Source organism: Trichocoleus sp. ST-U2 (genome assembly GCF_039961875.1).
Lineage (GTDB): Bacteria > Cyanobacteriota > Cyanobacteriia > Cyanobacteriales > FACHB-T130 > FACHB-T130.
On sequence record NZ_JAMPJY010000017.1, the window covers coordinates 72,780 to 86,214 of the forward strand.

The window sequence follows — 13,435 nt, forward strand, 5'->3', positions numbered from 1 at the left end:
AGCTCCTACCGCTTTGCGACAACACTTGTGCGTCGATAGTTTGAGGGGCGCAAGCCCAGATACAGCAAGGGTTAGTGCTTCTTTTAGGTCAGATGGAATGGGGAGAGAGCGTAGAGATGACCCATAGTGAGCTGAGAGTAGTAACACACCCGCTGTCCGGTGTCTAACAATCAGCCCCTACAGTCTATATATAGAGAGTTGAGACGGTCAATCGCAGGCGCTGCCTGAAGGGAGACAAAACTTTTGAACCGTTCTCAGTGGCTCTTGTTGACTTTGAATACTGTCGCTACCAGGGGCTTTCACCATGACAACTATTAATTCTCTCAGCCAATCTTCTGAAAATCTATGCCACTCGACCGAGCAACTGTTGGGAATCGACGTGGAAACGATGACCGGCCTGTTGTTAGAGGAATTGCGGACTGAAATCAAAACGACGTCATTGCACGTTCAGGCGATCGCTAACCGGATCGCCCTAGAGGTGCAGCGGATTTGTAGCAAGAGTCCGCGCATCCAGACTTCTGGCGAAGTTCGCTCTTGGCAGTTAAATCTGGGACGGCATCGGTTGCAAAAGTGTCTGTCATACTACCGGCTGGGTTCTAAGCGGGGTCGGGTTGAACTGCATAGCAACCTCAGCGCGATGGTTTATCGCTATGTGGTGTCGCCCAACTCTCAGTTAGGTTTTCAAGCCCGCTACAACCTGATTGAGGACTTCTTGCAAGAGTTCTACGCCGAGTCAATCAAAGCTTTCCGGCGGGAAAACGAGCTGACAATAGACTACACTCCCCGCACTCAACTGGAACTGGCGGAGTATATGGCATTCAGCGAACAGTATGCCAAGCGTCGCATCAATTTACCGAATGGTACCAGCCAGCAGCTAATTGTGTTGAGGGCACAGGGGTTTGCTCGCCGCCAGCCTGCTGAGACGAGCATGGATATTGAGAAGGCGATTGAGTTTCCCAGAGGTGAAGATGCGGACACGCAAAGTCGGTCAGCGGCGATGCACCAGCTGCGATCGCAATTGGTTGCCGATACGATTGACCCGGCGGAAGCAGTATTGCGCGATCGCGTCGTTGCCGAACTGATGGAATACCTGCAAGCCCAAGGTCAAGAGGACTGTGTCAATTACCTGGTTTTAAAGCTGCAAGACCTCTCCGCACCAGAGATTGACGAAATCCTGGGTTTAACCGCACGTCAGCGCGACTACTTGCAACAGCGCTTTAAGTACCATGTGGAAAAATTCTCTCGTCAAAATAACTGGAAGCTGGTACATCAATGGTTGGGAGCCGATCTCGACCAAAAACTGGGACTCTCTTCTCAGCAGTGGGAAGCGTTTTGGAATCAACTTTCTCTGGAACAGCAGCAGCTATTGCAGTTAAAACAAGCTCAAGTTAGCGAGCGGGAAATTGCTCAAACACTCGGATGCACGCCCAAACAGTTACAAAAGCGCTGGACTCAAGTGCTGGAAATGGCTTGGAAAATCCGCAACCAAGGAGATTTATGACTAATGAGTTTCGAGTGTTGAGTTAAGATAATTCTCTTAATTCAACACTCATCACTCATCACTTTCCTCTAACCCCACTGGAATTTCCCCGGAATAGAATAGGAACGGGAATCGAGCAAATGCTCCGCCTGACCGACTGCAACAACTTGTCCTGCTGCCAAGATTACTAAACGATCGGCGAGTTCCAGGGCATCGGCTCGTGAATGAGTCACCAGGACAACCGGCAAGTTAAATTGACGTTGAATGGTTTTCAACTCGGTTCGGAGGGTTGCTCTCAAATCATCATCGAGGGCGCTGAAAGGTTCATCAAGAAGCAGAATTTTGGGATAGGGAGCTAAAGCCCGCGCGATCGCTACTCGTTGAGCTTGCCCGCCAGAAATCTTCTGCACGGGTTGATGTACCAGATCCTCAAGTTCTAACAAATTTACCAATTCGCGAACGCGCTGCTGCCGCCGGTGCCGTTGCCAGCGGTTGAGAGCAAAGCCAATATTTTCCGCTACGTTCAAATGCCCAAATAAGGCGCAGTTTTGGAAGACATAACCGACATTTCGCCGGTGCGCTGGCAAGTTCAGACGCTCTTTAGTATCCAGGAAGATTGTTCCCGCCACTTCAATCCGGCCCCAATCCGGACGCAACAACCCTGCGATCGCTTGTAATGTCGAACTCTTGCCACAGCCAGATGGCCCAAATAGAACGGTTAAGCCGCTAGAAACTTCAAACTGAATATTTAAATGAAACTGCCCGCCAATGGTCGCCGACTTAGGCAGAAAATTTTTGCCAAAGGCGACTTTCAGCATGGAATACACATCGAATGTCCCAACGCAATTCCTCTTTAGTTTTGTTAGGGTATATGTTAACAATTGTCAACGAACGCGCACAGCTACTCGGCGGTTATGGCGATCAATCTGGCTCAATCTTCTGCTTCACCCCAGCCACCAGCCCAGAATACAACAGCACTCAGGCAAGTCTTTGAGACGATTCAGGCTGATAGTTGTCCGCACTCTTATAACTTTCATATGCACACCGTCTACTCGGATGGTCGTTTGTCACCGAGTGCGTTGATGGAACAGGCGATCGCGATAGGTCTTAAAGGGCTGGCGATCACCGATCACCATACGATTGGCGGTTTCAAAGAGGCTCAATACTGGCTGCAAAACACCTACACGAATCCTGATTCCGCCCACTTACCCCACTTGTGGATCGGCACCGAAATCACCTCTAGCCTGCTGAACACAGAAGTCCACATCCTTTGCTATGCTTTCGATCCAGAACACTCTGCGATGAAGCAATATCTGAAAGGCTCTGCACCCAAGGGCGGTGATGCTGACGCTGCCAATGTGATTGCCGCTGTCCATCAGTCGGGTGGTTTTGCCGTCTTGGCTCATCCAGCCCGCTACCGCCTTCCTGCTGCAAAACTTATCCCTGCTGCCGCTGAGGCAGGCATTGACGGCGTTGAAACCTACTACGCCTACAACAACCCTAGCCCTTGGCAATCCAGTCCGAGGGAAACGAAAGAGGTGGAACAGCTCGCTGCCACCTATAGTTTGTTTAGCACCTGCGGCACCGATACCCACGGCTTAAATTTGCTTCAACGCCTGTAATTAAAACACCTCGCTCCCAATCCCTCTAAACAAGCTCTAGAAGGGAACTGGAAGCCGTTTGCAAAGCGCACTCCGGCGGATTTTATCTGGCTTTTTTTAATCCAGGGCTAGCAAGGACATGACGGTAGACAGATCGGGAGAAACCCGCTGACTCAGATTTAGTTCATTCACGACCCTATGGAAGGAGCCGCCCTGCTGCAAGCGATCGCGCATCTCCTCGACTTCACCCCAGGTTAAATCGCTCTCGACGTAGGCTTTAGCCACTGCGATTACTAAGTCTGCGTATTCATTCCCCTCTGCTTTGGTCATCATATTGTGCTGAATATTCAGAGTTTGGTCAAAGCGGTGATACCAGCACTTGGGTTGTTGCGGGAGTAAGGTTTTAAACAGAGCTTTATGTTCTTCGTCGCCGACTGCGCGATCGCTTTCGCTCGACACAATCAACATGGGCGCAGCGTAACTCGTTTCCGCCCGCTCGAAAATATCTTTTCCCATATCTAAAAATACTCGCAATGATGGCATGAGAAAGCCGTCATAACCAAAATGTGCGACTCCCGGTGCAGTCTTCCACTTAAAATAGATATTAAATACCTGCACAAACAAATCGACTACTTTATTGCTGCCACTCAAATAAGGGGCAAACAGCAAAGCCCGATAAATTTGTACGGCGCGTTCTAGGCATAGCCAAGCGGCCAAAGTGCTGCCACCAGAAAGCCCTCCCACTACTACTTTTCTTCCCAAAGCTTGAGCTTGTTGTAGCCAGTAAATCCCAAACTGTTGATAAACTTCTTGTTCTTCGGGAAGCGGAGGAGGGTTATCTCCATCCCAATTGCCTGCAATCCCATGCCCAGGGAGCAAAGGAATCAAGACGTTGTAGCCTGCCTTAAAGAAAGCTTCTCCTATGGGTACAAATTGTTCTGGAGTGGCAGTAAACCCATGAAAGAACAGACACACTTTGTCCGTAGGATTAGAGTAAAGAAAAAACCGAGAGCCGCGGGTTTCATCCATCAGCGGTAGCGCATCTTCACGGGCTTTCGTCTCTCGCACCAATGCTGCGGTAAAGGTGGAATAGTTAAACATTGTTATCTAAATCGTTTTTGCATGGGAAGCCCGAATTCAATGCGGCGCAGCACATCTATATCTATTTAGATTAACAGCCACCAGAACTCAGTGAATCCTTCATAAGGATATTCAAAAATGAAGTCATGTCTCAAGTGCGCGTTTTCTGAGTTAACCGAGTCAGTCCAATCAGCCACCTGAACAGCGGTAGGGTGCGGGGTAAGGGTTGAGGCGTGGGGAATGCAAAAGAACCAAAGCTGCTTTCCGATAAGATGCGGACTAACTTCTGCTGTAAAAGATTGAGTGCCAAGTCGATTTCCTGAGCGCAGTGGCGATATCTGGATAAAGATTTGCCAACGGGATCGCTAATATCTAAGGAATTTTGTTCTCCTACAAATTCTTTGAGCGTGAAAGTCTTGTTGAGCGCCTCCGGATAGATCGCGATCGCAATATATTTATGAAACTTTGTCATCGTCAGCACTAAATCTGCCCATTCGACGAGTTCTGGCTTTAACCCTTGCGGTTCGCAGTCATATTGAATTCCGTACTCTCCCAATACCGTTAGAGTATGGGCCGAAACGGGTATCCCCTTAAATTTATAAAGTCCAGCTGAACGCACCTCAGTTTGGGCTAAGATTTCCTGCCTTTGCCTCAGTTCCCGAATCTTTTTCTGAAATAGCGCTTGTGCCATCGGGCTGCGACAGGTGTTGCCAGTACAAACAAATAGAACTCGCATACCAGAAGTGAGTGAAGCAATGATTTATTTTGCTACGCTACGACCGATGGTGAACCCTTTCACCTTTTAAAATCCATTCGGCTGATTTTTACAGACGAATGGGTGGCACCCGCAGCTACAATTTTTGATTTAACAAACACCTACGTATTTAGTCACTTTCCGCTTCTATCTAAAGAAATATAATGTCACTTTTAGCCAAACAAAAGCCGCTCATTGCGGAGCGGCTTTTGTTTAGGTAAAATTAGCAAAAATTAGCTATTTTTAAAGTTAGATTCCACTTTGAATAACCATCAGGACGGTAACACTGACGCTCATCAATACTAAAAGAATTGCTAGAGAAACTGATTGACCCAGATGTGGCGCTTGTGAAACTTTCATGTGGTTTTCTTTTAATTTCTGAATTGTATTAAATGAAGAATACCAGCAACCTTAAGGGATCAATGAGAAAAGCACAATTTTCTTTAATAAACGCAACAGTTCTTAATAATCGCCAGTGCGATCGCTCTTAAAGACAAGCACAGATATAGATAAAAAAACACGTAAGGGAACGGGCTTAGCCCGTTCCCCTAAACGTTTTGAGAGCGAGGACAGTTATCGAGTCAAACCGTGTTCAAGGGCATAGCGCACTAACTCGGTGCGGCTATTCGTCCCTGTCTTGCTAAACAAGCGGCTGACATACTTCTCAACGTTGCGGACACTGGTTTCCAAGCGTCGGGCAATTTCTTTATTCATCAATCCTTCCGCAACCAAGTCTAAAACACTCTGCTCTCGTGGCGTTAAGTCTATGCGGATATGGGAAGGCGACTGGGGGATTCGATTTGTATCTTCTAACATCCCCCGGATGGCAGCAATCTGTTGCTTGATGTCCTCAATATCGTTACCGCCGGTGGTGCTAGTTGGAGTGGTGCGACGTTCCAGTAAGTTTTTGACAATTGCCTCCAATTCCTCTGGATCAAAGGGCTTCGGGAGATACGCATCGCACCCCGCTTGATAGCCTTGGATGCGATCGCTTGTCATGCCTCTAGCCGTTAAAAATACTACAGGTAAATTTTTGAAGCGAGGATCTTCCCGCAGCTGCTTGAGGAATTGATACCCATCCACCTTGGGCATCATCACATCTGAAATCACTAAATCCGGCTGGTTCTTCTGCAACATCTGCCATGCGTCACCAGCATTACTGGCAACCTGAACGGTAAAACCACTGTCTTGCAGATATTCTTTGACTGCTTCGCGCAGTCCGGGTTCGTCGTCTACCAGTAACAATTTTCCTGTCATTTATCTTTCCTTGCCGCTACGTTTTTTAACAGTATTTTCTTAACAGATGTGTTCCCTTGCTGCTGGTTTTTTAATTAATGTAGCGAACTTTTTAAACCTCTATTTGTTCGGACTTCTGGACTATCCAAATGCAACCATCAATAATAAAATTAAACGCCCTCAAATTGTCTTCTGTTTAACAGAAGTGCTTCCCCTTGCCTACCCAATTAGGGAGAGGAAAAAGGATCGTCTTTCTGCCAGATTTTTGAACCCCTGAATTTCAGATGCCTTAGAAATGGGGGTTTGTTTGCCTTAAAGTCGGCGCATGGAGTAGGTGCGATCGCTACCGACTCAGTCTGTTCGGTAAAACAAGCGATCGCAGACCTTGATTGATTAAAAATTAACCCTTGCTCACTTTTAGCTGAGTTAAGTCTATTTAATTAACGGAGGACAAAACACAACAAAGCTAAAATGCCGTTAATCAGATAAAAGGCGGCAACCACTTGGGTTTCACTCCAGCCACTCAGTTCTAAATGGTGGTGAATCGGTGCCATCTTAAATAAACGCTTGCCGATCCCATCCGGGCCTTTGGTGGCTTTATAGTAGCCCACCTGCGCCATTACTGAGAGCGATTCCACGAAGAAAATACCGCTGAGGATAAATAGCGCCCAGAGATTGTTCGTCAGAAGTCCGACTGCTGTCAGTGCGCCTCCCAGCGCCATCGAACCCGTATCGCCCATAAAGACGCGGGCTTTGTTGCGGTTGTGAACCAAAAAGCCTAGGTAGCTGCCACTCATGCAGGCGCAAAAAATCATCAAACTTGGCGACACGGGAGCAACAATGGCACCGAGTCCCAAAAGAGCGATCGCGCCCGTTCCCGCTGCTAGTCCATCGACTCCATCCGTGAGGTTCGTCGCATTACTTTCCGCCACTAGCACAAATACTGCTAAAGGCCAGAACAGTAACCCCAAAGGAATCGCTAAACCAAAAGGCAAGGCAATCGTGGTGATACTGGCTGGTTGATGCCAGACTAGCCACAAAGAAAACAGAACACCCACCCCAATCTGCAAAATCAGTTTCATCCGGGGCGAGATGCCTTTATTCGACCGGCGTCTAATGACTTGCCAATCGTCAACCCAGCCAATTGCACCGTAGGCTAAAGTTACGATTGATACGGCAAGTACGGGAAAGAATCCTTGTATGCCTACAGCCAATCCAGACCACACCAAGGCGGCGATTACCCCGACAGGCACAAAAAACACCCCGCCCATTGTCGGAGTGCCTGCTTTTTGTAAATGCGCTTGGGGGCCATCCTCCCGAATAAATTGACCCGCTTTTAGGGCTTGCAGGAAGGGGACTGCCCAATATCCTAAAAGAGCTGTCACCAAGGCGCAAAGCCACAGGGGAAACGTCATCGAGATGCCTACCGATGGGAAGACACCTGCTTGCAGATCGAATAATATCGTCCCTAGGGAAAGCCCAACTGCCAGTAACGCTAGCAGGCTAGTTCCTGAGGGGTTGAACGACCGACCAGAAAATAATTTAGCGTCCACAAATTTTTCGTTCACTTCTCACACCAGAATTCAGAATTTCAGAATCCAGAATTTACTCTGACGCCTGAGTGCTGAATTCTTTTCGTCTGACTAATCTTCGTCTACATCGATGATTTCATCATCGTCTTCGAGATCATCGTAAACATCATCCGGTGCCATCAGATCGGAGATTTCTGCATCACCATCGCGGAAACTATCTTCCGCTTGAACATCCCGCGCCAACAAGCGTCCTGTGGATTCCAGCCAGTCGAGAATCGATGGTTCTTGTTGTAACGGAATCAGACCAGCCAGCTGGTGACGAGGTTCTTCACGCAGAGACGGGTTGTACATATTTGACATATTTGAGGATTTCGGATTGGGAGCTAACTAGACATATTGAGTTTACCACTCCCAGAAACGCGATCGCTGGCGTGGAGACTATTACGTGTCAAGGGAGTTGTTATCAAACTTATCAACTAGGTGCTGGTGGCTGATGCCATCTGCGTATTGAACAAAAGTTAAGCTGGGGGTAGAGAAGTCACCCAGAAGAGAGGTCTAGGAGGAAATGAGGAAAGCAGCACTGTTGGAAGCGATCGCTTCTCAAAATCGCGGACTGCTAGCAACCGAAACCGACAAAATAGCGATTCTCTCAGCGGTTGCGCGATTGGAAGACCTCAACCCTACTCCCCGTCCGGTTGAGGCAACTGACCTACTAGATGGCAATTGGCGACTACTTTACACCACCAGTCGCGGTTTATTAACCATTGACCAACTGCCATTCCTCAAACTCGGTCAAATCTATCAATGCATTCGAGCCAAAGACGCCAAAGTTTACAATATTGCTGAAGTTTATGGTTTACCCTATCTGGAAGGATTTGTTAGCGTTGCTGCTCGGTTTGAACCAGTTTCTGAACGTCGTGTCTTGGTAAAATTTGAGCGTTCTATTTCTGGTTTACAGCGTCTCATTAACTATCAGTCGCCTTCAGCATTTATTCGGCAAATTGAAAGCGGTCAGCGATTTCCAGCTTTGGATTTTGGTATCGACAGCAGCAACCAGCAAGGTTGGCTGGATACTACTTATCTAGATGAGGATTTGCGGATAGGCCGAGGCAATGAAGGCAGCGTGTTTGTCTTAACAAAAGCTTAGGTTAATGGCTAGTGGCTAATGGTTAATGACTATTAGCCATTAGGAAGATAAATTCCTGCAAAATAGGGCGGGGTTAGTCTTTTTTTTACGAACCACTAAGAACGCGAAGGATGCCAAGGAAGAAAAAGAGGATTTGACGAATTAATTGGGATTACTACACATAAATAATATCCAGTTATCTAAAAATCATTAGCCGTTAGCAATTAATCAGATGGAATCTACGCAAGAAGTTTTATTCCGCTTGTCCCAAGGACAATTAAATCTACTACAAACTTGTCCTCGAAAGTTTCAACAAATCTACTTAGATAAACTGAGTTCACCCACCAATCCAGAACAACTAGAACGGCAAAATTGGGGCAGTCGCTTTCACTTATTGATGCAGCAGCGAGAACTGGGATTGCCGGTAGAATCTTTGGTGCAAGAGGACGCCCAATTACATCGTTGGGTGACGGCATTGGTGGATGCAGCGCCAGAAATCTTGATATCTAACCCGAAAACCTTCCGCCAAAGCGAACATTGTCGCACGCTGAATTTTCAGGGATATTTATTGACAGTCATCTATGATTTGTTCATTGAAGACACGCAATCTGCTGAAATTTTGGATTGGAAAACTTATCCTCAACCAAAAAATCGGCGTTGGTTAGAAAAAGATTGGCAGACTCGCTTGTATCTTTATATTTTGGCAGAAACTAGCGATTATCTGCCAGAACAGATTTCTATGACTTACTGGTTTGTCCAGTCTCAGCCTCAACCAGAAAGCCTCAAATTTACTTATAATGCCGCTCAACACGAGCAAACGAAAAGGGATTTAACAGAACTGTTGACGCAGCTAACCGATTATTTGCAACGTTATCAGCAAGGAGAAGATTTTCCTCAAGTTCCAGAAACCGCTAATCGTTGCCCTGACTGTAACTTTGCGATTCGGTGTCAGCGCGATCGCAATTTTTCAAATACTTCGCATCTTACCAGTGAAGAAAATTTCTCTCATCAAGATTGGCTACCCAATTTAGCGAATATTCAGGAAGTTTCCCTGTAAAAAATAAAAAATCAAAATTTATGACAAATCCTGATAAAAACGAGCCTGCATCTAACTACTCTTCCATCTATATCCGCGACCTTGAAATTGACGATCTTGCCCCAGTTTACCACTTGGGAGAAGCTGTATTTACAAGCAATTTGTACCCTTATTTATATCGCACCTGGGATGAATGGGAGGTGATTGGACTTTACAATACCGATCCGGAATACTGTCTGGTTGCTGAAATCGACGAACAACTGGCAGGGTTCATTTTGGGAACCGTGATTAGCAAAGCATCCTGGACTTATGGATACATTATTTGGCTGGGTGTGAATCCGAATTTTCAGCGTCGAGGCGTCGGGGACAAGCTCGTTGATAAGCTGGTAGAACGGATGATTGAAGATGGGGTGCGGTTCATGCTGGTGGATACCGATCCCGCAAATGTCCCAGCCGTGAAGTTTTTTAGCCGCAAAGGTTTTGGCAATACTCGCCAGCACATTTTCTTGTCGATGAATTTGAGCAAGCACGAGTATTATGGCAGGCTGATTGCCTACGAGCGCGAAAAAGCTGAGAGGGCTGCTTATAAACGATCGCGCCGCCGTCCTTCCACTCAAACCCAAGGAATTGCTAGCGAAGCAGCGACAAAAGTTATGGTGACTGACACTCCATCAACCCCTGTCGAACCGCCGAATTTCTCCGATCCCGAAAGTTAACCTTTTCTTTTTGATAACAATTTTCCTTAACTACTGCTGCGGCTAAAGAAAATCGCCGCTAAGACTATCAAACCCAATAAGGCTAGGGGAACCCACAGATTGACAAGCTCGCTCATCTCAGTTGTTTTAATCTTGGCAATCAACTTAATTAATTAATATTTTTTATAAAAAATGGCTAAAATGTAAAGCGAAATTTATTTTTAAGGCAACCATGACATCAAAAGATACGGTGACATGGCTACAAGAGAGAACAGCGCTGGGTGTACTATCGGCAGAAGTGTTAGAAGCGATCGCGCAACTTCTGGAAGAAAAAGTCGTACCAGCGCAAACGACTTTAGTGGCGGAGGAAACGCCCCCCGAAGGACTCTATATTCTCAAACAAGGGCAACTAGAAGGCGATTCTCTTTCAGAGACGCTACGCGAACGCACCAACCAAACAGGTTTAGCCTGGGTGATTAGTTTTCTTCCTGGAGCCACCATTCACTTACAAGAGCTACTGTTAGACCAGCAGGCTCAAAGAACTATCAAGACACTCAGCGAATGCACGCTGTGGTTTATTCCCGCAGAGCAATTTCGGCAAATAGTCGCCCAATATCCCGAAATTACCCAAGCGTTCTCCCAGCGGTTGGCTCAAGAACTCGCTCAACTATCGTCTCAACTGAACTACGAACAAGAGCGTCAAACCGCCTTGCGCCCTTATCTGGTAGCAAAGGCAAGACGCGGGGTGGTGGGAAAAAGCCGCTATGCAGTCCGGCTGCGCCAGCAAATCAAAGAGGCGGCTGAGTCAAGGCGTCCAGTCTTGATTTTTGGGGAACCGGGACTAGAAAAAGACAATACTGCTGCTTTGGTTCACTTTGGTTCTTCCTATCGGCGCGAACCGATCGTTAAAGTAGACTGTAGTACGCTGCAAGCAAGTGGTGCAGAACTATTTGGTCGTGCTAGTGGCAAACCAGGGCTAATTGAATCCCTGGGGACAGGCACTTTAGTCCTCAACAACATCCAAGAACTTCCCCCAGAGTTAACGCCGAAGCTGGCTCAATTATTAGAAACCAATACCTACACTCCCCTCAGCCGTTCGGAAGACTCCCCAGCCCCAAGCCGCTCGTGTCAAGCCCGCATTATGATGATTGCGGAAAAACACCTACCGACAATTGAGCGTCAAGTCGGTCATTTAATTAAAGTGCCGCCGCTGCGGGTGCGAAAAGCGGATATTGAAGACCAGGTAGAATACTACATTCGCCTGTTCTGTCGAGCCAAAGGCACTCGCAAACCCAAAGTCGCTCCAGAAGCTATACGCCGCTTACAAGCCTATGATTTCCCCGGCAACCTGAAAGAATTACAAAGTCTGGTAGAACGGGCACTCGTTCAATGTGCCGGTGCGAATCTGCTCACCGAAGAAGTATTCTGGTCAGTCGAAACCCATAAAAAGCGATTTCGCGTCAATCTTTTAAATGCTTATCCCGACTTGCGGCGATTTCTCCGCAGTTCCTGGTGGCCCGACCGGATTAACTACGGCTTTACTTTGGGTGCTTTTGCGCTTGTCGTCGCCCTATTATTTTTGGGTCCCCAGCATCGCTCCGAAAATGTAGCTCTAAACCTATTTTGGGCGTGGTGGTGGCCTTTGATATTGATCGGTTTTCCCTTTGTCGGACGCCTGTGGTGCGCTGTTTGTCCCTTCATGATTTATGGGGAAGTCACCCAAAAGCTTTCTCAGTGGCTTTTTCCAGGGCGATCGCTGAAGCGTTGGCCCCGACAATCTGCCGAGAAGTGGGGCGGATGGTTTTTGTTCGGGCTATTTGTCCTCATTTACCTGTGGGAAGAACTCTGGCATTTAGAAGATACTGCCTACCTATCCGCTTGTTTGCTGTTATTAATTACCGCTGGGGCGATGATTTTCTCCGCAATTTTTGAGCGGCGGTTTTGGTGTCGGTATCTATGTCCAATTGGCGGGATGAATGGGCTTTTTGCCAAGCTGTCAATGACTGAACTCAGAGCGCAACAGGGAACTTGTTCGGCAGAATGCACCACCTATCAATGCTACAAAGGTGGCCCTCAAAAAGGGGAAGGCTTAGAAACCGGCGGATGTCCGTTGTACTCTCACCCAGCTCAGTTGGAAGATAACAAAGACTGCGTTTTGTGTATGACCTGTCTTAAAGCTTGTCCCCACCGTTCGGTCGAGTTAAATTTGCGTCCGCCAGGAATTGAATTGTGGACAACTCATATCCCCCAAGGCTCTGAAGTGGCACTGTTAATGTTGCTATTAGGAGGCGTCTATCTCCATCGATTGCCGGAATTGCAATCAACTTTGGGATTGCATCTGGATTTAACCCAGTTTTGGCAACATTTCGGATTTTCCTTGGTAGCTTTAATCGTCCCTGCGACTGTGCCGTTTTTAGCTTATAGCGCCATCAAACTTTTGAAGGGTTCCGTAAAGCCTCGCTCGTTTATAGAGTTGGCTTATGGATATTTGCCGCTGGTGCTGGGGGCAAATTTAGCTCACTATTGGCGGCTGGGTTTAGGGGAAGCGGGACGCATTTTGCCGCTAACAATGGCAACTTTCGGTCTTAGCGGTGAAGGGTTGCCTGTGTTGGTCGCACACCCGGCTGTGATCGAGTTTTTGCAAGGTACAACGCTAATTTTCTCACTCCTGTTGACGATGCTATTAACCCAAAAAATCGCTCGTCAATCTTTCCGAGCGCTGTTGCCTCAACATCTGGGCGCGATCGCTCTATTTGTTAGTCTCTGGGCAATTATTGTGAGATAGTCGGCGCAGTAAATCACTCTTATCCCCGACTTCTTAGAGAAGTCGGGGATCTTATTTTGACGAATCATTTAGGATTCTTATATACGAAAGTTGCCACAAACTATGTAACT

12 protein-coding genes are annotated in these 13,435 nt (G+C 47.2%); 6 read left to right on the forward strand and 6 right to left on the reverse strand.

Annotation, left to right across the window (positions count from 1 at the left end; all coding sequences use genetic code 11):
• Positions 1–304: 304 nt before the first annotated feature.
• Positions 305–1,501, forward strand: a complete 1,197-nt coding sequence (locus tag NC996_RS13635; RefSeq protein ID WP_190689186.1) for a HetZ-related protein — start codon at positions 305–307, stop codon at positions 1,499–1,501.
• 68 nt (positions 1,502–1,569) lie between these two features.
• Here NC996_RS13635 and NC996_RS13640 read toward each other — a convergent pair whose 3' ends face one another.
• Positions 1,570–2,298: an ATP-binding cassette domain-containing protein gene (locus tag NC996_RS13640; RefSeq protein ID WP_190414849.1), complete on the reverse strand. Its 729-nt coding sequence runs from the start codon at positions 2,296–2,298 to the stop codon at positions 1,570–1,572.
• Between the two features lie 96 nt (positions 2,299–2,394).
• Here NC996_RS13640 and NC996_RS13645 point away from each other — a divergent pair, with 96 nt between their 5' ends.
• Positions 2,395–3,102, forward strand: coding sequence for a PHP domain-containing protein (locus tag NC996_RS13645; RefSeq protein ID WP_190689245.1), 708 nt, complete (start codon positions 2,395–2,397; stop codon positions 3,100–3,102).
• Positions 3,103–3,198: 96 nt separating this feature from the next.
• On the opposite strand, the gene NC996_RS13650 is transcribed toward NC996_RS13645, so the two are convergent.
• The 5 genes from NC996_RS13650 to NC996_RS13670 all read right to left on the reverse strand — a co-directional run bounded on the left by NC996_RS13650 (position 3,199) and on the right by NC996_RS13670 (position 8,034).
• Positions 3,199–4,182: an alpha/beta fold hydrolase gene (locus NC996_RS13650; protein ID WP_190689189.1), complete on the reverse strand. Its 984-nt coding sequence runs from the start codon at positions 4,180–4,182 to the stop codon at positions 3,199–3,201.
• A gap of 130 nt (positions 4,183–4,312) precedes the next feature.
• Positions 4,313–4,897 (reverse strand): low molecular weight protein arginine phosphatase, encoded by a 585-nt coding sequence (locus NC996_RS13655; RefSeq protein ID WP_190689192.1) that lies wholly within the window; start codon positions 4,895–4,897, stop codon positions 4,313–4,315.
• Between the two features lie 591 nt (positions 4,898–5,488).
• Positions 5,489–6,172, reverse strand: coding sequence for a response regulator transcription factor (locus NC996_RS13660; RefSeq protein WP_190414852.1), 684 nt, complete (start codon positions 6,170–6,172; stop codon positions 5,489–5,491).
• Between the two features lie 419 nt (positions 6,173–6,591).
• Positions 6,592–7,704: a phospho-N-acetylmuramoyl-pentapeptide-transferase gene (gene mraY / locus NC996_RS13665; protein ID WP_190689248.1), complete on the reverse strand. Its 1,113-nt coding sequence runs from the start codon at positions 7,702–7,704 to the stop codon at positions 6,592–6,594.
• Between the two features lie 90 nt (positions 7,705–7,794).
• Positions 7,795–8,034 carry a DUF3134 domain-containing protein gene (locus tag NC996_RS13670; RefSeq protein ID WP_190414854.1) on the reverse strand — a complete coding sequence of 80 codons (240 nt, stop codon included), beginning with the start codon at positions 8,032–8,034 and terminating at the stop codon, positions 7,795–7,797.
• A gap of 214 nt (positions 8,035–8,248) precedes the next feature.
• Between NC996_RS13670 and NC996_RS13675 the strand changes: the two genes are divergently transcribed.
• The 4 genes from NC996_RS13675 (at position 8,249) to NC996_RS13690 (ending at position 13,325) form a co-directional block, all read left to right on the forward strand.
• Positions 8,249–8,830 (forward strand): PAP/fibrillin family protein, encoded by a 582-nt coding sequence (locus tag NC996_RS13675; protein ID WP_190438285.1) that lies wholly within the window; start codon positions 8,249–8,251, stop codon positions 8,828–8,830.
• Between the two features lie 211 nt (positions 8,831–9,041).
• Positions 9,042–9,866, forward strand: coding sequence for a PD-(D/E)XK nuclease family protein (locus tag NC996_RS13680; RefSeq protein ID WP_190689195.1), 825 nt, complete (start codon positions 9,042–9,044; stop codon positions 9,864–9,866).
• Positions 9,867–9,886: 20 nt separating this feature from the next.
• On the forward strand, positions 9,887–10,561 hold the full coding sequence (locus NC996_RS13685) for a GNAT family N-acetyltransferase (RefSeq protein ID WP_190414858.1): 675 nt from the start codon (positions 9,887–9,889) through the stop codon (positions 10,559–10,561).
• A 211-nt stretch (positions 10,562–10,772) separates the two neighbouring features.
• Positions 10,773–13,325, forward strand: coding sequence for a sigma 54-interacting transcriptional regulator (locus NC996_RS13690; RefSeq protein ID WP_190689198.1), 2,553 nt, complete (start codon positions 10,773–10,775; stop codon positions 13,323–13,325).
• The last annotated feature ends 110 nt before the right edge of the window (positions 13,326–13,435 follow it).

Bases quoted from the DNA above. Each gene is read 5' to 3' on its own strand.
- NC996_RS13635 (WP_190689186.1), top strand. From the start codon at position 305: ATGACAACTATTAATTCTCTCAGCCAATCTTCTGAAAATCTATGCCAC.
- NC996_RS13640 (WP_190414849.1), bottom strand. From the start codon at position 2,298: ATGCTGAAAGTCGCCTTTGGCAAAAATTTTCTGCCTAAGTCGGCGACC.
- NC996_RS13645 (WP_190689245.1), top strand. From the start codon at position 2,395: ATGGCGATCAATCTGGCTCAATCTTCTGCTTCACCCCAGCCACCAGCC.
- NC996_RS13650 (WP_190689189.1), bottom strand. From the start codon at position 4,182: ATGTTTAACTATTCCACCTTTACCGCAGCATTGGTGCGAGAGACGAAA.
- NC996_RS13655 (WP_190689192.1), bottom strand. From the start codon at position 4,897: ATGCGAGTTCTATTTGTTTGTACTGGCAACACCTGTCGCAGCCCGATG.
- NC996_RS13660 (WP_190414852.1), bottom strand. From the start codon at position 6,172: ATGACAGGAAAATTGTTACTGGTAGACGACGAACCCGGACTGCGCGAA.
- NC996_RS13670 (WP_190414854.1), bottom strand. From the start codon at position 8,034: ATGTACAACCCGTCTCTGCGTGAAGAACCTCGTCACCAGCTGGCTGGT.
- NC996_RS13675 (WP_190438285.1), top strand. From the start codon at position 8,249: ATGAGGAAAGCAGCACTGTTGGAAGCGATCGCTTCTCAAAATCGCGGA.
- NC996_RS13680 (WP_190689195.1), top strand. From the start codon at position 9,042: ATGGAATCTACGCAAGAAGTTTTATTCCGCTTGTCCCAAGGACAATTA.
- NC996_RS13685 (WP_190414858.1), top strand. From the start codon at position 9,887: ATGACAAATCCTGATAAAAACGAGCCTGCATCTAACTACTCTTCCATC.
- NC996_RS13690 (WP_190689198.1), top strand. From the start codon at position 10,773: ATGACATCAAAAGATACGGTGACATGGCTACAAGAGAGAACAGCGCTG.